Here is a 16,444-nt window from a genome sequence, read left to right as displayed (position 1 = left end):
GCTGGGGCGCCGCGACTGCGCTGTGGCGACGCCCCCAGCCTAATCAGGAAGTCCGGATCCTTACCCCGTCGATCACCCAGTACCAGTTGTTGGCGCCCGTGTAGTGGAAGCGGAAACTCACGCTGGAGGCGCCGGGGGGCACGTCCACGGCGAGCGACTGCGGCTGGGACAGGACATCGGCGGTGTAGCTCTTGACCAGCGTCGGCGTACCGCCGTTGAAGGAGGCGAGGACCCGTGCGGTCTGGCCGCCCTCGTGCCGGTAGAGCGTGGTGAAGGAGAGCGTCACCCTGCTCGCGCCGGAGACGTCGTAGGCGGGGCCGACCAGGGTCGAGTCGTACGTGCCGGAGAAGGACCTGTCCGCCCATTCGTCGGAGTCGGCGACCGCGAAGACGCCGCGGGAGCGGACGTTGAGCTCACGCGACTGGTCGCGTTGGGTCCGGGACCAGAACTCGTCGGTGGCGAAGGCCCAGCCGCGCCACTCGGTCGTGCCGCCGGTGCCCATCGCGTTGTTGACGACGGACCAGCCACTGGGCGGGGTGTGCGTGAAGCCGGTGGTCCCGGCCGGGATGCCGGTCTCGTCGACCCGTGTGGAGAGCGAGGAGTACAGCGAGTCGAAGGGGTCGGCCGAGCGCTCCTGGACCGGCTTGCCGTCCAGGGCCCAGGCCGGGTCGGGGGTGATGCCGAGCTGCTTGAAGACCGTCGCGGCGACGTCGACGAGCCGGGTGTCGACCGGGCGCGCCCCGGCGGCGATGCCCGGCCCCTGGGCGAGGACGAAGGTGCGGCGCTCCTCGATGGCGCTGCCGCCGTGACCGCCCGCGTCGAGGTGGCCGTGGTCGGTGGCGACGATGACGGTCCAGCGTTCCGTGGCGTACGAGGGGCGGGCCTTGACGGCGGCCCACAGCCGGCCGACGTAGCCGTCCTGGACGGCGATGGCGTCGAGGTACGCCCTGCTCGCGGCACCGGAGTTGTGGCCGACGATGTCGGTCTGGCCGAAGTAGACGAAGAGGACGTCCGGGTTCTGGTGGCGCAGGATCGATTCGGTCTCGGTGGCGATGGTGGCGTCGTGGCCGGTGTAGCCGTCGCGGTCGCCGTCCAGGACGAGCTTGGCGTCGGCGCCCGGGGTGACCGTGCCCTGCGTGTCCAGCGGCTTCCAGTCGACGGCGGCGTACGTCGACAGCTCGGGCCGCACCTGGGAGAGGCGGGCCAGGAAGCCCGGGTAGCGGCCGTAGTTCTTGCCGGTGAACGTGTTGTCCCTGACGCCGTGCTTGTCGGGCCAGACACCGGTCGAGATGGTCGACCAGCCGGGGCCGGAGGAGGTGGCGGCCATCGGGTGGGCGTACAGCAGGGACGTTCCGTATGTGCCGTTCGCCATCATCGCCTTGAGGTGCGGCGCGTCGGCGGCGTCGATGCGGTCGTGGCGCAGCCCGTCCATGCCGATGACGAGCACCTTGTCCTTGCTGGTGCCGTTCGGGAGGGTGGGTGCGGCCGCGTGGGCCGTGGCGGCGGCGAGTGTCGTGGTGGCCGCGGTCGCCGCGGTGGCGGCGCCGGCGGCGCCGGCGGCGAGGACGGTGCGGCGGGAGATGCCGTTGATCGGCACGGGTTCCTCCGTCGAGAGGTCGGCGTTCGTCGGGAAGGTGGCACGCGCACGCCAACGCCCCTGCCAGGCAGGGGCGTTGGTCCGTACCCGTTATCTTTTCGCTACCGGGCGCGGGTCGCCAGAGCGATGCGGTGAACTCTCAGCCACCGGTCGCGGACTTCCAGGCGTCGATGTACGCGGGGAGGTTCTTGTCGATGGACTTCCAGTCCGGCTCGAACACGTCGACGCCCTCCATCAGCCGGAACAGCGCGGTCGCGTTCGCGTCGACGGGCTCGACGTCCTTGCGGGCGGGGAAGCCGCCGCCGATCTCGCTGACCTGCTGCTGCGCCTTCCGGGCGAGCATGAAGTCGAGCAGCTTCTTGCCGTTGGCGGTGTGCGGGGCATCGGTGACGAGGCCGGCGGCGTAGGGCAGGGCGAAGGTGGTCGGCCTGCCGCTGTCCCCGGCCGGGAACCAGATGCCGAGGTTGGGCATGGACCTGGACTGCGCGAAGTTCATCTGGACGTCGCCGTTGGCGACGAGCAGTTCGCCCTTGTCGACCTTGGGCGCCAGCTTGGAGGTGGAGGAGGACGGGCCGACGTTGTTGGCCTGGAGCTTCTCCAGGTACTCCATGGCCGGCTCCTGGCCGCCGAAGTCGTGCATGGCCTTGATGACGACGGCGGTCCCGTCCCCGGCGACGCCGGGGGTGGAGTACTGGAGCCTGTTCCTGAACTCCCCGTCCAGCAGCTCCTGCCAGGTCTTCGGCGCCTCCTTCAGCTCCTTCTTGTTGTAGATGAAGGAGAAGTAGTTGTTGACGACGGAGGTCCACTTGCCGTCGCCGGACTTGTCGCCGTCGCCGACCTGGTCGGAGCCTTCGGGCTCGTACGCCTGGAGCAGCCCCTTCGAGTCGGCCTGTTGGATGAACGGCGGCAGGGTGACCAGGACGTCGGCCTGCGTGTTGCGCTTCTCGCGCAGGGCACGCTGGACCATCTCGCCGGAGCCGCCCTCGACGTATGCGACCCGGATGCCGGTCTCCTTCTCGAAGTCCTTGAACACCCGGTCGTACCAGCCGTCGCCGTTCTCGCCCTTGAGGCCGTCGGCGCTGTAGACGGTGACGGTCTTCTCGTCGGCGGCCGTGGAGCCGCCCTGGCAGGCGGTGAGGGCGGCGACGAGGGCGAGGCTGCCGGTGACGGCGGCGAGCGGGCGGAGGTTCTTGCGCATGACGTGTGCTTCTCCTAGCGGAAGGATGCCTTGGTACGGACGCGGGAGACGGCGAGCAGGACGAGCAGCGTGGCCGCCATCAGGACGACGGCGACGGCGGAGCCGGTGAACAGGGAGCCGCGGTCGGTGGCGGTGAAGACCAGCACCGGCAGGGGCAGCCAGTCCGGCGGGTAGAGCATCATCGTGGCGCTCAACTCGCCCATGGAGAGGGCGAAGCAGAGCCCGGCGGCAGCGTTCAGGGACGGCAGCAGCAGCGGCAGGCGCACCCGCCACAGCACGTACCGGGGCGGGGCGCCGAGACTGGCCGCCGCCTGTTCGTACACGGGGTCGAGGCGCCGGATCGCCGCGGAGACCGACCGGTGGGCGAACGCGGTGACGAGGACGGTGTGCGCCAGGATCACGATCCAGCGGGTGCCGTTGAGGAGGATCGGCGGCTGCGAGAAGGCGACAAGGACGGCGAGGCCCACCACGACGGAGGGCACGGCGACGGGCAGCATGAACAGCGCGTCCACCGCCTTCCGTGCCGGCTCCTTGAGGGACGCGGCGGCGAGCGCCGCCCAGCTGCCGAGGAGCAGCGCGAGCAGGCTGGCGGTCACGGCGGTGACCAGGCTGGTGGTGAGCGCCTGGAAGGACTCGCCGCGCAGCGCGGACGCGTAGTGCTCCGCGGTCGGACCGGACGGCAAGGCTCCGGACCAGTTGGTGGCGAACGACGCCGCGACGACGACGAGCAGCGGCAGCGCGAACAGCGGCAGGAAGAGGACGAGGAAGAGCGCCCAGGCGGCCCACTTCCCCGTGCGGCTATGCACCAACACGGCGGCCGACCATTCGGTAGAGGCTGTAAAGACCCACGGAGAGCGCGACGTTGACGACGGCGACGACGCAGGCCGCCGCGTAGTCGGACTCGAGGATCGCCTTGCTGTGGACGAGCATCGGCAGGGTGGTTGTGCCCTTGGCCCCGGTGAACAGGACGATGCCGAACTCGTTGAGGCACATCACGAGCACGAGGGAGCCGCCGGCGGCGAGCGCGGGCAGCGCCTCGGGCAGGATCACCCGGCGCACGATCCGTGCCGGCCGCGCGCCCAGCGAGGAGGCGGCCTCCAGCTGCGCGGTGTCCAGTTGCGAGAACGCGGCGAGCAGCGGCCGCATCACGAAGGGCGTGAAGTACGTGATCTCCGCGAGGAGTACGCCCCACGGGGTGGTGAGGAACCGGAACGGCCCCTCCGCGGCCCCGGTGGCGTCGGTCCACAGCCCGTTGGCCATGCCCACGGTGCCGTAGACGAACAGCAGGGCGAGGGTGATGAGGAACGAGGGGAAGGAGAGGAACACGTCGACGAACCGGGCCACCGCCCTGGCGCCGGGGAACGGCACGAAGGCGATGACGAGGGCGAGTACGAACCCGAGGACGAGACACCCGACGGTGGCTCCGACGGCGAGCCACACGGTGGTGACGAGCGCGTCCCGGAACGCCTCGGAGGCCAGCACGTCCGCGTAGGCCCCGGGCGCGAGACTTTCCCGGACGACGAGCGCGAGCGGGTACAGGAACACCAGGCCCAGCACGACGACCGGCGGCAGCACCCATACCCAGGCGGGCACGCCCGTACGACGCCGCCGTGGCGCCGGCGCGGGGCCGGCCCCGGTCCCGGCGCGTGCCGCCACAGGCGCGGCACCGCCCGCGGCTCCGCCGGGGGCGGGCGTCGCGGGGGACGGCGTCCCAGCCGGCGAGGACGTGCTACGCATCGGACACCCCCGCCCCCAGCAGCACCGCGTCCTCCGGCGCGAAGTGCAGCGTCACCTCCGCGCCCAGCTCCGGCGGATCGCGCAGCTCGCGCAGGTCCGCCTTCACCCGATGGCCGGCCACGTCCACGTACAGCCGGTGCGTGGCGCCCCGCCACTGGACCTCCGAGAGCGTGCCCCGAAGGGCGTTCGGGCCCTCCCCCAGGCCCACCAGGTGCGGGCGTACGCACAGCGTCGCGTCGGCGCCCGGTGCGGCCCGGTCGGTGGCCACCGCGAGGTCCGTGCCCGCGAAGGACACCCCGCCCGCGACCACGCGGACCGGCAGCAGGTTCGCGTTGCCGACGAACGACGCCGTGAAGTGCGTCCGCGGCCTGCGGTACAGCTCCTGCGGCGTGCCGCAGTCCCACAGCCGTGCCTGGTCCATGACCGCGATCCGGTCGGCGAGGGTCAGGGCCTCGACCTGGTCGTGGGTGACGTAGAGGATCGAGACGTCCGGCAGTTCGCGGTGCAGGCGCGCCAGTTCCCCGAGCATCCCCGACCGCAGCTGCGCGTCGAGCGCGGACAGCGGCTCGTCGAGCAGCAGGACGTCCGGCCGGATCGCCAGCGCCCGTGCGATGGCGACGCGCTGCTGCTGCCCGCCGGACAGCTCACGGGGATGCCGCTCGGCGTACGCGGCCATGCCGGTGAGTTCCAGCGCCTCCGCCACTCGGCCGGGGATCTCCCGCTTGGGCGTCTTCCGGGCCTTCAGTCCGAAGGCCACGTTGTCCTTGACCCGCATGTGCGGGAAGAGCGCGTACTGCTGGACGACCATCCCGATGCCGCGCCGGTGCGGCGGCACGTCGGTGACGTCACGGTCACCGATGAACACCCGCCCGGCGGCCGGCCGGACGAAGCCGGCGACGGCCCTCAGCGCGGTGGTCTTGCCGGAGCCGGAGGGGCCGAGCAGGGCCATGACCTCGCCGGGCTCGACATTGAGGTCGAGGGCGTCGAGGACCGTGTTCCCGCCGTAGGCGACGGAGACGGAGTCGAAGCGGATGCCGGACCGGATGCGGACCGGGGCGGTGGTGCCGGTCATTCCGCGCGCTCCACCCGTGCGAGCAGTCCGGGCAGTTCGGCGACCGAGCCGATGACGTGCGTCGCGCCCGCGGCCCGCAGTGCCGGAGCGCCGTGCGCGCCGGTCAGCACGCCCGCGACGACACCGGCCCCGGCGCGCACGCCGCTGAGCATGTCGTACGAGGTGTCGCCCGCGACCACCGTCCGTCGCACGTCGTCCACGGCGCCCGTCCGCAGGAACGCGCCGAGCACCATGTCCGGGTGGGGGCGTCCCCGGCCGCCGGCGTCGGCCGGGCAGAGCGTGAGCGGGACGAGGTCCTGCCAGCCCAGTGCCGCGAGGATCGCGTCCTGGGTGACGCGGGCGAACCCGGTGGTCAGGACCACGGTCCGGCCCTGGCCCTGGAGCCGTGCGATCGCTTCGGCGGCGCCCGGCACGGGCGCGATGTGCCCGCCGTCGACGAGCTCGCCGTACGCCTGCTCGAAGGCCGCGTTCGCCTGCTGTGCCCGCGTCCCGTCGCCGAGCAGATGGCGGAAGACGGAGATCTTGGACTCGCCCATCGTCGCCCGGACGTGGTCGATCATCGTGGCCGGGTCCTCGCCGAGGCGTTCCGCGGCCAGCCGGAAGGCCTTTTCGACGAGGCCGCCGTCGGCGACGGTCGTACCGGCCATGTCCAGTACGACGAGGTTCAGGGACGTCAACTTCCTCACCAGCCCAGTTCGTTCGCGGTGCGCTCGGCGATCGCCGGCGAACAGGTCATGCCGCGCCCGCCGGGCCCGGTCACCAGCCAGGCGCCGTCACGGACCTGCTGCCGGTGGACGACACGGGCGGTGTCGGTGCACTGCGCGTACACACCGGCCCAGCGGCGGCGGATCCTCGGCAGCGGCCGTCCGAGGAAGCCCTCGACGAGCTCGGTGAGGTGCTCGTACGGCTCCTCGACGGTGTCGAAGGCGAAGGGGTGCTCGTATTCGTGGGTGTCGCCGATGGTCAGGCCGCCGTCCCGGCGCTGCACCATCAGCAGCTGCATCCGGTGCTCGGCGGCGACCGGCGCCTGCGGCTGGGCGGCGTCGAGGGCCGCGGAGTCGTACGCCGGGTAGTAGCGGAAGCTGTCGGCGTCGGCGACGGAGGTGGTGAGCGGCTCGCCCAACGGGTCGGTCTGCATCATCTGGAGGCGGACGCGCCGTACGGGCAGGTCCGGGACGAGTTCGCGGACGAGGCCGGAGAGTGCCGCGCCGGGGCACAGCACGACCGCGTCCCCGGTGTGCACATCGCCGTGGTCGTCGCGTACGCCGTGCTCGCCGACGAGGTCGCGGATCTCGCGTCCGCCGAGGAAGGTGTAGCGGCCGGAGGCCAGCAGCGCTTCCTTGAGGGCGAGTTGCGCGGTACGCGGCTCGACGGCGGCGTCCCGCTCGCAGTACAGCGCCGCCGTGAAAGCGCCGCGCAGTGCCGGATTGACCGCCCGGGCCTCCGCGGGCGTCAGCAGCTTGTAGCCGCGGGCGGCGGCGTCCGTCCGGGCGACGGCCGCCTGAGCGACGGCCAGTTCGGCGTCCGTGCGGACGGGGGTGAGCGAGCCGTTGGCCCGGAAGCCGACGCCCGGTACCCGGCCGCCGATCTCCTCCCACAGCTCGCGGGCGCGCAGCGCGGTCTCCAGCTCCTCGCCGCCGGCCCGGCCGCTGACCCACACCTGCCCGAAGTTGCGCAGGCTCGCGCCCCTGGCCTCCTTCTCCCGTTCGATCTGTACGACCTCGTGGCCGCGTTCCACTGCGTGCCAGGCGTGCATGGTTCCCACCACGCCGGCTCCTACGACGATGACTCTCACGCCTCGAACGGTCGCGGTGGGCGGTGTCCTGCCCCGGTCCGTGCAGCGACGGGCCGGTGAACGGGCACCCAAACTTGGACCAGACCCGTTATCTTCTCGTGACATTGAGGGACGGGGTGCCGGCCGCGCGCCCCGGCCGTCCGCTCAGTCCTCGCCGGCGCCCCGGTCCAGCCGCGTGGTGAAGCTGAACCGGTCACCGCGGTAGAGGGTGCGCACACGCTCCAGCGGCTCACCGGCCGTGTCCCGCGAGACCCGGTGGAGCAGCAGCATCGGCAGCGCGGGCGGCGTGCCGATGAGCAGCGCCTCCCGGGGCGTGGCGAGGACGGTCTCGATCCGCTCGTCCGCGTCGCCGAAGGAGATCCCGAGCCGGTCGCGGAGGTAGGCGTAGAAGGACGAGTCGGGATCGAAGTCGGTCTCCAGGTCCGGTACCCGGGCCACGGCGACGTACGTGCTCTCGAGTCCCACCCGCTCGTCGTCGGCGAGCAGCACGCGCTCCATGTGCCACACCGGCTCTCCGCGCGGCACACCGATCTCCGCGGCGAGCGCCGCGGAGCAGGGGAAGCGGTCGAGCGCGGTCAGGCGGCGGCCCGGCCTGCGCCCCTGCCTGCGGACGCCTTCGGTGTAGCTGGCCAGGGACAGCGGCTGCTCCAGCTTGGGACCGGCGACCACCGTGCCGCGCCCCTGCCGGCGCAGCCGGCCCTCCAGCAGCAGCTCGCGCAGTGCCTGGCGGACGGTCTCACGGGAGACGTCGAAGCGCGGCGCGAGGTCGCGTTCGGGAGGCAGCCTGCCGCCTTCGCCGAGTTCGTCGATCAGCGCGGAGATACGGGCCTTGACCGCGTAGTACTTGGGGATGCGTCCGTGCTCCGGGATGCCGGAGCGGACGGGAGCGCCGGGTGCCTGGTCGTTCGGGTAGTCCACCGGTGGATGTTCCCAGGCCCGGGTGAACGTTCGGCGTCGGCCCGGCACGACCGGCCGCCGGCGGCCGGCGGGCGCGGCTGGAGCGGATGCCCCCGGGGGCTGCCCGGCCGGCCCGTGGGCCGGCGCGGCTCAGCGCCGGCGGGGCCGGGCGACGCGCCGGCGGGGCCGGGCGACGCGCCGGCGGCGGGTGAGGAGCGCCAGGGCGCCCGCGCCCAGCAGGATCGCGCCCCCGACCCCGACGCCGATACGGGTGAGCGGTCCGGAGCCGATGGTGGCGAGCTGGCCGGAACGGCTCGGCGACACCCCGGCGGGCGTGACCGGGGCCGGCGACGCGCTGCGGGACGGGTCCGTGGTGGTCCGGGCGGGGCTGGGCCCGGCTGACCGGCTCCCCTCCCCCGCCACGACGGTGAAGCGGTGGTCCCCCGAGGCCCCCACCCAGTCGCCGTCGTCCCCCTTGCGCTGCACGACGGCGGCGTTGACCGTGACCGTGTTCGAGGGCGTGTCGGCGGAGAGCGAGAGCCTGGTCCGTACGGTGAGCGTCCCGCCGGCGGGTACGACGAAGCCCTGGAAGCCGTCGAAGACGCCGACGATCTCGTCCTCGGTGGTCTCCTCGAGCACGACCGGGCGCCACCGTTCCGCGTCCGGGTCGTAGAACTCGAGGGTGACGCGGTCCTCGGTGAGTCCGCGGTCCTGGGCGGTGAGGACGATCACCGGGTGGATCCGGTGACAGGTCTCGCGGGTGCTGTTCGTGAGCTCCACCGACCAGGAGTGGAAGCCCGACCCCGCCCGGACGGTGGTGGGACCGCCATCAATCCGGGTCCCGATCGGGAACACCGGGTCGGAGACCTTGCCGCAGGTGGGCGCGCGGTCGGCGGGCCGGTCGCCCGACCGGTCCTCGGCCGGCGCGGTGGACGCGGCGGTGACGGACCGCTGGGTGCCGCGGGCGGCGATGGCGGCGGAGCCGCTGACCACCGCGGACGCGATCAGCGCCGCGACGGCTCCGAGGGCGAGGGCATTGCGCGTTCGCATGAGAGGCAGGCCTTTGCTTGCTCGCGTACTGCCGGGATCGCCCGGGCGTGGCCCGGGACCGTGCCATGTGTGCCCGCCGGCGCGGGCACCGCGGGCCCGGTACGGCCGATCAGCGGCCGAACGCCCCTCCTGTCAGCGTATTTCCGGCGCCGGAGGATTGGCCTGCGGTCCCTCCGGGGACGCGGCGGCCGGGGCGACCGCTTCCGACCGGCCGAAGAGCGGGGCGAGCACGAGCTGGGCGGCGCCGTCGGCGACGGTCTGCTCGCCGTCCCCCGCGGCAGCCGTCACGGGGACATCGGCGCGCTGGGCGAGCACGGCCCGCACTCCCTGTACGAAATCGTCCGCCTGGGCGTCGACGACACGGCCGCCCAGGAGGACCCGTTCGATGTCGAGGAGTTCCACGAGGTTGGTGGCGCCGACGCCGAGGACACGGGCGGCGCCCGCGATGTCGCCACGGGCGACCGCTTCCAGGCAGAGCACCTCGATGCAGCCGCGTCTGCCGCAGGTGCACAGGGGCCCGTCGAGCTGGATCACCTGGTGGCCGAACTCGCCCGCGTCGGTGCGTGCGCCCCGGTAGAGCACGCCGCCGAGGACGAGTCCGGCGCCGAGCCCGGTGCCGAGGTGGAGGTAGGCGAAGGAGTCGCCGGGGCCGCGCAGGGCGATGCCGAGGGCCGCGGCGTTGGTGTCCTTGTCGAGGACGACGGGCAGCCCGAGACGTCCGGCGAGCACGTCCCGCAGCGGAAAGCCCTCCCACTGCGGGAAACCGGTGACGCGCTGGGTCACGCCGTTGAAGTGGTCGAGCGGTCCCGGCATGGCGACGCCGACCCCGAGCACCCGCAGGCCGGCGGCACCGAGGACGAGACCGGCGGGTCCTGCCGGGTCCGCGTCGGCCAGGAGGACCCCGACCTCTGCCACCGTCTTGGTGACGACCGCATCGGTGCCCGCTCCGAGGTCCAGCGGGACCTTCCGGCCGGCGACACGGGTGCCGGCGAGGTCTACCAGGACCACCGTCAGCTCGTCCCGGTCCAGATGAACGCCCAGCGCGTACCCCGCGGAGGGCACCAGGCGCAGCACCGTCCGCGGTTTACCGCCGGTCGACGCGCGCTGTCCCGCCTCCGCGACCGTGCCCTCCTCGCGCAGCCGGGCGACAATCTTGCTGACGGCCTGGGGTGTGAGCCCCGTGCCGTCGGCCAGTTCGAGCCTGCTGATGCCGCCCTCGCCCGCTGATCGCAGCAGGTCGAGGACGAGCGCCGCATTGTGGCTGCGCAGCGCGGGCAGATTGGCTCCCACTCCCGCCATGCTCCTGTTCACTCCTCCATTGTCCGCCCCGCTTGCAGTTTGGCAACACCGTTGCTTAAGTGGACGGCATGACTGGTACCGGCTCTCCCCTCCGCGTCGCACTCATCGGCTACGGCCTGGCGGGCTCCGTCTTCCACGCCCCGTTGATCGCCGCCACCGAGGGACTCGTCCTCGACACGGTCGTCACCTCCAGCCCGGAACGGCAGGAGCAGGCCCGCACCGCGTTCCCCGGGGTCCGCGTCGAGGCATCGCCGGACCGCCTGTGGGCCCGGGCCGACGAGCTCGACCTGATGGTCGTCGCCACACCGAACAAGACGCATGTCCCGCTCGCCCGCGCCGCCCTCGAGGCGGGTACCGCGGTCGTCGTCGACAAGCCCCTCGCCGGTACGGCCGCCGAGGCGCGGGCGCTCGCCGCCCTGGCCGCCGAGCGCGGTCTCGTGCTCTCCGCGTTCCAGAACCGCCGCTGGGACAACGACTTCCTGACCCTGCGGAAGCTCATCGAGGCCGGCGAGCTGGGCGAGGTGCAGCGCTTCGAGTCCCGCTTCGAGCGCTGGCGCCCGCAGCTCAAGGGCGGCTGGCGCGAGTCGGGCGACCCGCAGGAGATCGGCGGCCTCCTCTACGACCTCGGCAGCCATGTCGTCGACCAGGCGCTGACCCTCTTCGGCCCCGCGGTGCGGGTGTACGCGGAGTCCGACGTGCGCCGCGCCGGCGCGCAGGCCGACGACGACACCTTCATCGCGATCACGCACGCCAACGGCGTCCGCTCGCATCTGTACGCCAGCGCCACGACCGCGCAGCTCGGCCCTCGATTCCGGGTTCTGGGCTCCGCAGGCGGGTACGTGAAGTACGGCCTGGACCCGCAGGAGGACGCTCTGCGCGCCGGCCGCCGTCCGGACGACGGCAAGCCGTGGGGCGTGGAGCCGGAGTCGATGTGGGGCCGGGTCGGTGCGGGAGAGTCGCCGCTGACGGGCGGGGGCGCTCCCGTGGAGACCGTGCCGGGCGACTACCCCGCGTACTACGCGGCGGTCGCCGCCGCGGTGCGCGAGAAGGCCGCTCCGCCGGTCACCGCGGAGGAGGCCGCGGCCGCCCTGGACGTACTGGAGGCCGCCCGCCGTTCCGCCCGTGAAGGGATCACCGTCACCGTGGAGGTCACCGCATGAACACGGACACGATGAAGCCGGTCCCCCACCTCACCGTCGACGAGATCGTCCAGCAGGAGCGGCGGCTCACGCTGCGCCGGTTCACCCACGCCGACGCGTGGGCGCTCGGCAGCATGCTGGTCGAGATGGCGCACCTGCGCGAGGCTCCGGTCGCCATCGACATCCGCCGCGGGGCGCAGCAGCTGTTCCATGCCGCGCTGCCGGGCTCGAGCGCCGACAACGACGCCTGGATCGACCGCAAGCGGCGGGTCGTGGAGCGGTACGGCGAGAGTTCGTACCTGGTCGGGGCACGCCACCGCGCCAAGGGCACCACGTTCGAGGAGTCCTCGCGGCTGGACCCGGACCTGTACGCGGCGCACGGCGGTTCGTTCCCGATCACGGTCGTCGGAGCCGGGGTCGTCGGCTCGGTGACGGTCTCGGGTCTGCCGCAGGCCGAGGACCACGCGATGGTGGTCGAGGCGCTGGAGCGCTTCATCGACAGGTGAGACGGTTCGGGTCCGTGCGGTGCGGCGGGCGCGGTCGGCTGCCGCGTCCGCCGCACCGCACGCCCCCCGTCGTGGGCGTGCGGACTCAGGCGTCCTTGAGCTCCTGGCGCTGGCGGCCGAGGCCGTCGATCTCGAGCTCGACCACGTCACCGGCGCGCAGGAACGGCTTCGGCTCGGGCTGACCGAGCGCGACGCCCGCCGGCGTACCGGTGTTGATGACGTCGCCCGGGTACAGGGCCATGAACCGGCTGACGTACCGGACGACGTCGGCGACCGGGAAGATCTGGTCGGCGGTCGTGCCGTTCTGCTTGAGCTCGCCGTTGACCCACAGCCGCAGTCCCAGGGCCTGCGGGTCCGGCACCTCGTCGGCGGTCACGAGCCACGGCCCCAGCGGGTTGAACGTCTCGCAGTTCTTGCCCTTGTCCCAGGTGCCGCCACGTTCGATCTGGAACTCGCGTTCCGACACGTCATGGGCGACGGCGTAGCCGGCGACGTACGAAAGCGGGTCCTCGTCCGGCTCGATGTAGCGGGCCGTACGTCCGATGACCACCGCGAGCTCGACCTCCCAGTCGGTCTTGCGGCTGCCGCGCGGGACGAGCACGGTGTCGTCCGGTCCGACGACGGTGTCCGCGGCCTTGAAGAAGACGACCGGCTCCGCCGGAGGCTCGGCCCCGGTCTCCGCGGCATGGTCGTGGTAGTTCAGCCCGATGCACACGACCTTCCCGATCCGGCCCACCGGCGGCCCGACGCGGAGCCCGGCCGCGTCGAGCACGGGCAGGTCACCGGCCTGGGCCGCGGCCCTGATCCGGTCGAGGGCGGCGGCGTCGGCGAGCAGCGCCCCGTCGATGTCCGTGACGAGACCGGACAGGTCGCGCAGCTTCCCGTCCTGGTCGAGCAGAGCGGGACGCTCGGCGCCTGCCGTGCCGACACGCAGCAACTTCATGGTCAGTCTCCCCTGGTCGAGTGCGAGCCCGGCCCGACAGGTGCGGCCATCGGCGGATCGGAGGATTGGCTGATCCTCCAAGACATCCGACCACCCTGCAAGACCCTGTTCACCACCTGGACCCTTACCGACGGGTAGCGGCGGTGCCCGAAGGGCTTGGCCCCTGCCCCGACCGATGGCGCCCCGCCGCCGCGCGCCCGCCGCGACGCACGAGGCAGCCGCCCGCCCGGCCGGCGTCGTCGCCCAGGCAGGGCGGGGCCATCCGCCCGGCTAGGGTCGGTGCCATGTCCGTCGTACGCTCCGTCGCCCTTTTCCTCGCTGCGGCCTTTCTCGAGATCGGCGGGGCCTGGCTCGTCTGGCAGGGCCTTCGCGAGCACCGGGGCCTGCTCTGGATCGGCGGCGGGGTGGTCGCGCTCGGTCTGTACGGCGTGGTCGCCACCTTCCAGAGCGACGCGAACTTCGGCCGCGTCCTCGCCGCGTACGGCGGGGTCTTCGTCGCCGGTTCCCTCGCATGGGGCATGGTCGCGGACGGCTACCGGCCCGACCGTTACGACATCGCCGGCGCGCTGATCTGCCTCGCCGGGATGGCCGTCATCATGTACGCGCCGCGCGGCCACTGATCCACGGTGGCCGACCGCACCGAGCCCGTTCAGAGCTGCGCCATCGGCACGGGCGTGTCCCGGTAGAGGAAGACCCGCTCCGCCGCCGTCCAGGTGGTGGAGGTGACGACGTAGAGCGCGGCGGCCAGCGGTACGACGGCGACGGTCGCGAGCGTGGCGAACGACAGCAGCGGCATGACCTTGATCATCGCCCCCATGCCCGGCAGCTGCTCGCCGGTCGTGGGCGCGGCGGCCATCTGCCGCTTGGTGCGCCGGTACGTGAAGGTCGCGACGGCGGCGACGATCACGAAGAGAGCGACGTAGACGAGTCCGGCCCCGCCGAACATCCCGCCGTGCGCGAGGGCGTCCGTCCAGCGGTCGCCGAGGGGCGCGTCGAACAGCGAGTGGCCGAGGAGGCCGTTCGGCTCGCCGCCGATCTCGGCGCTCGAGAACAGGTGGTACATCAGGAAGAACGCCGGCAGCTGGAGCAGGCTCGGCAGGCAGCCGGAGAGCGGCGACACCTTCTCCCGCGCGTACAGCTCCATCGTGGCCTTCTGAAGCCGCTCCGCATCCTTGGCGTGCCTGCCGTACTTGGTGCGCAGTTCGGCGAGCTGCGGCGCGAGGCGGGTGCGGGCCTTCTGGCCACGCGCGGCGGCGCGAGAGAGCGGATGGACGGCGAGGCGCACGAGCGCGGTGAAGGCGATGATCGCGGCGGCGGTGGCGGACGCGGCGAACAGCGGCCGGAGCAGCTCCGCGAGCTGTTCGACCAGGGCGGCGAAAACGGACATGGGTGAGCCCTCCGGGGGTCTCGTCGTGCCGGGAACGAGGACATGACGGCATGACGGCCCGCGCGGGGACTGCGTGGTGGCGTGTGGGCGCCTACAGGGCCGTCAGGAGGGGACGACCGGGCGCCCTGGGACGCGTTCGCCCCCGGGCATCGGGATCTCGCTGCGGCAGGAACGCGGTTCGTTGCTCACGGTCGCGCAGGGCGGTCCTGACGCGGGTGCGTGGCACGACGGGCGCGCAGCGCGCGCTGATGACGGCGCAGACGAGGAGGGCGGATCCGACGGCTGCGGTGGCGGTCGCGGCGAGCGCGAGCGCGGCGGAGATGCTGCCGCCGTCGACGAGGACGATCTCGATCAGCAGCAGGAGCAGCAGCGCGGCGGGCCGGAGCAGCCGAGCCGTGCGACCGGCCATGCGCCCCTCCCTCTGTCCGTGACGGCCGGGGGTGCTCGCGCCGGCCTCGCGCACACGGGAGGACGAACAACTCCCTCGCGGGGTTCCCGTTTCCCATGCGCCTCTTGGGCCTCCGCGGGATGGGCAAGCCCACGGCCCCGCCCGCCCGCAACACCGGTCTCAGAATTTGAACGATTGATTACTCAGAATCACGTTGCGGTCACGTTGACTGTGCAGGCCTTGACGCTTCTCGGCCCACAGAGTTGGCTTTCGGCCACCTTGGCTGCAAATGATGCGGCCTGTCAGGGAGGTTGGATTCAACCAATGAACGCACTTCTGCGTCGTGCCGCCGTCGCAGCCGCCACCGCCGCGATGGTCGTACCGCTCTCCGGCTGTGGGACCACCGAGGAGCCGGGTGTGAGGCTGAGCGATGACATCGTTGTTGGTCTGCTGCTTCCGGAGAACCAGGCCGCTCGCTACGAGCAGTTCGACAAACCGGTCATCGAGGAACGCATAGCCCGGCTGACCAACAGCAAGGGCAAGGTCCTCTACGCCAATGCCAAGCACGACGCCGGTCTGCAGACGCAGCAGCTCGAATCGATGATCGAGGAGCAGGTCGACGTACTGATCGTCGACGCGGTGGACGCCAAGGCCATCGCCGGCGCGATCGAGAAGGCCGACGAGGCCGGTATCCCCGTCGTCGCCTTCGACCGTCTCGCCGAGGGGCCGATCGACGGTTACGTCTCCTTCGACAACGAACAGGTCGGCCACATCCAGGGCAAGGCCCTGCTCGAGGCCCTCGGCGACGACGCCCGGTCCGGCAAGGTCGTCATGATGAACGGCGCCCTCACCGACCCGAACGCCGCCATGTTCAAGAAGGGCGCCCACACCGAGCTCGACGGCAAGGTGGAGATCGGCCTGGAGTACGACACCAAGGACTGGAAGCCGGAGAACGCCAAGGACAACATGGACGCGGCGATCGCCGCCCTCGGCAAGGACGCCATCGTCGGCGTCTACTCCGCCAACGACGGCATGGCGGGCGGCATCATCTCCGCGCTCAAGGCCGCCGGCCTGTCCGACCTCCCGCCGGTCACCGGCCAGGACGCGGAACTCGCGGCGGTGCAGCGCATCGTCGCCGGCGATCAGTACATGACGGTCTACAAGCAGTACGCGCCGGAGGCCGCGGCCGCCGCCGAGATGGCCATCCTGCTGGCCAGGAACATGTCCCTCGGAGCCGCCGCGCACACCGACATCGACACTCCGACGGAGAAGTCCGTCCCCACCGTGCGCATCCCGGTCATCGCACTGACCAAGGAGAACATCAAGGAGACCGTCGTCGCCGACGGCCTCTATACGGTGGAGCAGATCTGCGAACCCGCCTTCGCGGACGCCTGCGCGGAGCTCGGCCTCTCGTAGCCGCTCCCGGGTGCCGGTGC

The 16,444-nt window shown here is 72.4% G+C and carries 17 protein-coding genes; 4 read left to right on the top strand and 13 right to left on the bottom strand.

What is annotated here, in order from left to right; translation table 11 throughout:
• Positions 1–43: 43 nt before the first annotated feature.
• The 10 genes from ACTMTU_RS24060 to ACTMTU_RS24015 all read right to left on the bottom strand — a co-directional run bounded on the left by ACTMTU_RS24060 (position 44) and on the right by ACTMTU_RS24015 (position 10,645).
• On the bottom strand, positions 44–1,597 hold the full coding sequence (locus ACTMTU_RS24060) for an alkaline phosphatase family protein (protein ID WP_441265555.1): 1,554 nt from the start codon (positions 1,595–1,597) through the stop codon (positions 44–46).
• 139 nt (positions 1,598–1,736) lie between these two features.
• Entirely contained in the window at positions 1,737–2,795 is a 1,059-nt protein-coding gene (locus ACTMTU_RS24055; protein ID WP_441265554.1) for a 2-aminoethylphosphonate ABC transporter substrate-binding protein, read from the bottom strand.
• A gap of 14 nt (positions 2,796–2,809) precedes the next feature.
• On the bottom strand, positions 2,810–3,607 hold the full coding sequence (locus tag ACTMTU_RS24050) for an ABC transporter permease (RefSeq protein WP_441265553.1): 798 nt from the start codon (positions 3,605–3,607) through the stop codon (positions 2,810–2,812).
• Entirely contained in the window at positions 3,594–4,532 is a 939-nt protein-coding gene (locus tag ACTMTU_RS24045; RefSeq protein WP_441265552.1) for a 2-aminoethylphosphonate ABC transporter permease subunit, read from the bottom strand. The genes ACTMTU_RS24050 and ACTMTU_RS24045 overlap by 14 nt, the downstream gene beginning before the upstream one ends.
• Positions 4,525–5,604: an ABC transporter ATP-binding protein gene (locus tag ACTMTU_RS24040; RefSeq protein ID WP_441265551.1), complete on the bottom strand. Its 1,080-nt coding sequence runs from the start codon at positions 5,602–5,604 to the stop codon at positions 4,525–4,527. The genes ACTMTU_RS24045 and ACTMTU_RS24040 overlap by 8 nt, the downstream gene beginning before the upstream one ends.
• Entirely contained in the window at positions 5,601–6,290 is a 690-nt protein-coding gene (locus ACTMTU_RS24035; protein ID WP_441265550.1) for an HAD family hydrolase, read from the bottom strand. The genes ACTMTU_RS24040 and ACTMTU_RS24035 overlap by 4 nt, the downstream gene beginning before the upstream one ends.
• On the bottom strand, positions 6,287–7,399 hold the full coding sequence (locus ACTMTU_RS24030; RefSeq protein ID WP_441265549.1) for a TIGR03364 family FAD-dependent oxidoreductase: 1,113 nt from the start codon (positions 7,397–7,399) through the stop codon (positions 6,287–6,289). Before ACTMTU_RS24030 ends, ACTMTU_RS24035 begins: the two co-directional genes overlap by 4 nt.
• A 144-nt stretch (positions 7,400–7,543) precedes the next feature.
• Complete coding sequence (locus ACTMTU_RS24025; protein ID WP_441265548.1) at positions 7,544–8,317, bottom strand: GntR family transcriptional regulator; 774 nt, start codon at positions 8,315–8,317, stop codon at positions 7,544–7,546.
• Between the two features lie 129 nt (positions 8,318–8,446).
• The gene (locus ACTMTU_RS24020; RefSeq protein WP_441265547.1) at positions 8,447–9,346 is read right to left on the bottom strand and encodes a hypothetical protein; all 900 of its coding nucleotides are present in this window, start codon (positions 9,344–9,346) and stop codon (positions 8,447–8,449) included.
• A 132-nt stretch (positions 9,347–9,478) separates the two neighbouring features.
• Complete coding sequence (locus ACTMTU_RS24015) at positions 9,479–10,645, bottom strand: ROK family transcriptional regulator (protein WP_441265546.1); 1,167 nt, start codon at positions 10,643–10,645, stop codon at positions 9,479–9,481.
• Between the two features lie 68 nt (positions 10,646–10,713).
• Here ACTMTU_RS24015 and ACTMTU_RS24010 point away from each other — a divergent pair, with 68 nt between their 5' ends.
• Complete coding sequence (locus ACTMTU_RS24010; protein ID WP_441265545.1) at positions 10,714–11,805, top strand: Gfo/Idh/MocA family oxidoreductase; 1,092 nt, start codon at positions 10,714–10,716, stop codon at positions 11,803–11,805.
• Complete coding sequence (locus ACTMTU_RS24005; RefSeq protein ID WP_441265544.1) at positions 11,802–12,290, top strand: heme-degrading domain-containing protein; 489 nt, start codon at positions 11,802–11,804, stop codon at positions 12,288–12,290. Before ACTMTU_RS24010 ends, ACTMTU_RS24005 begins: the two co-directional genes overlap by 4 nt.
• An 85-nt stretch (positions 12,291–12,375) precedes the next feature.
• On the opposite strand, the gene ACTMTU_RS24000 is transcribed toward ACTMTU_RS24005, so the two are convergent.
• The gene (locus tag ACTMTU_RS24000; protein WP_441265543.1) at positions 12,376–13,233 is read right to left on the bottom strand and encodes a fumarylacetoacetate hydrolase family protein; all 858 of its coding nucleotides are present in this window, start codon (positions 13,231–13,233) and stop codon (positions 12,376–12,378) included.
• 284 nt (positions 13,234–13,517) lie between these two features.
• Between ACTMTU_RS24000 and ACTMTU_RS23995 the strand changes: the two genes are divergently transcribed.
• Complete coding sequence (locus ACTMTU_RS23995) at positions 13,518–13,853, top strand: YnfA family protein (protein ID WP_441265542.1); 336 nt, start codon at positions 13,518–13,520, stop codon at positions 13,851–13,853.
• Between the two features lie 29 nt (positions 13,854–13,882).
• Here the strand turns inward: ACTMTU_RS23995 and ACTMTU_RS23990 are convergent, their stop codons facing one another.
• Both ACTMTU_RS23990 and ACTMTU_RS23985 read right to left on the bottom strand, forming a co-directional pair.
• On the bottom strand, positions 13,883–14,620 hold the full coding sequence (locus ACTMTU_RS23990; protein ID WP_441265541.1) for a YidC/Oxa1 family membrane protein insertase: 738 nt from the start codon (positions 14,618–14,620) through the stop codon (positions 13,883–13,885).
• A gap of 91 nt (positions 14,621–14,711) precedes the next feature.
• Positions 14,712–15,029: a DUF6412 domain-containing protein gene (locus ACTMTU_RS23985; RefSeq protein ID WP_441265540.1), complete on the bottom strand. Its 318-nt coding sequence runs from the start codon at positions 15,027–15,029 to the stop codon at positions 14,712–14,714.
• A 303-nt stretch (positions 15,030–15,332) separates the two neighbouring features.
• Here ACTMTU_RS23985 and ACTMTU_RS23980 point away from each other — a divergent pair, with 303 nt between their 5' ends.
• The gene (locus ACTMTU_RS23980; RefSeq protein ID WP_441265539.1) at positions 15,333–16,424 is read left to right on the top strand and encodes a sugar ABC transporter substrate-binding protein; all 1,092 of its coding nucleotides are present in this window, start codon (positions 15,333–15,335) and stop codon (positions 16,422–16,424) included.
• Positions 16,425–16,444 lie beyond the last annotated feature (20 nt).

The organism is Streptomyces sp. OZ13, assembly GCF_052068155.1.
Lineage (GTDB): Bacteria > Actinomycetota > Actinomycetes > Streptomycetales > Streptomycetaceae > Streptomyces.
This window is presented reverse-complemented; position numbering and strand designations above follow the sequence as displayed.

Coding starts and splice junctions, on each gene's coding strand:
- ACTMTU_RS24055 (WP_441265554.1), bottom strand. CDS start 2,795: ATGCGCAAGAACCTCCGCCCGCTCGCCGCCGTCACCGGCAGCCTCGCC.
- ACTMTU_RS24045 (WP_441265552.1), bottom strand. CDS start 4,532: ATGCGTAGCACGTCCTCGCCGGCTGGGACGCCGTCCCCCGCGACGCCC.
- ACTMTU_RS24040 (WP_441265551.1), bottom strand. CDS start 5,604: ATGACCGGCACCACCGCCCCGGTCCGCATCCGGTCCGGCATCCGCTTC.
- ACTMTU_RS24020 (WP_441265547.1), bottom strand. CDS start 9,346: ATGCGAACGCGCAATGCCCTCGCCCTCGGAGCCGTCGCGGCGCTGATC.
- ACTMTU_RS24015 (WP_441265546.1), bottom strand. CDS start 10,645: ATGGCGGGAGTGGGAGCCAATCTGCCCGCGCTGCGCAGCCACAATGCG.
- ACTMTU_RS24010 (WP_441265545.1), top strand. CDS start 10,714: ATGACTGGTACCGGCTCTCCCCTCCGCGTCGCACTCATCGGCTACGGC.
- ACTMTU_RS24005 (WP_441265544.1), top strand. CDS start 11,802: ATGAACACGGACACGATGAAGCCGGTCCCCCACCTCACCGTCGACGAG.
- ACTMTU_RS24000 (WP_441265543.1), bottom strand. CDS start 13,233: ATGAAGTTGCTGCGTGTCGGCACGGCAGGCGCCGAGCGTCCCGCTCTG.
- ACTMTU_RS23995 (WP_441265542.1), top strand. CDS start 13,518: ATGTCCGTCGTACGCTCCGTCGCCCTTTTCCTCGCTGCGGCCTTTCTC.
- ACTMTU_RS23990 (WP_441265541.1), bottom strand. CDS start 14,620: ATGTCCGTTTTCGCCGCCCTGGTCGAACAGCTCGCGGAGCTGCTCCGG.
- ACTMTU_RS23985 (WP_441265540.1), bottom strand. CDS start 15,029: ATGGCCGGTCGCACGGCTCGGCTGCTCCGGCCCGCCGCGCTGCTGCTC.
- ACTMTU_RS23980 (WP_441265539.1), top strand. CDS start 15,333: ATGAACGCACTTCTGCGTCGTGCCGCCGTCGCAGCCGCCACCGCCGCG.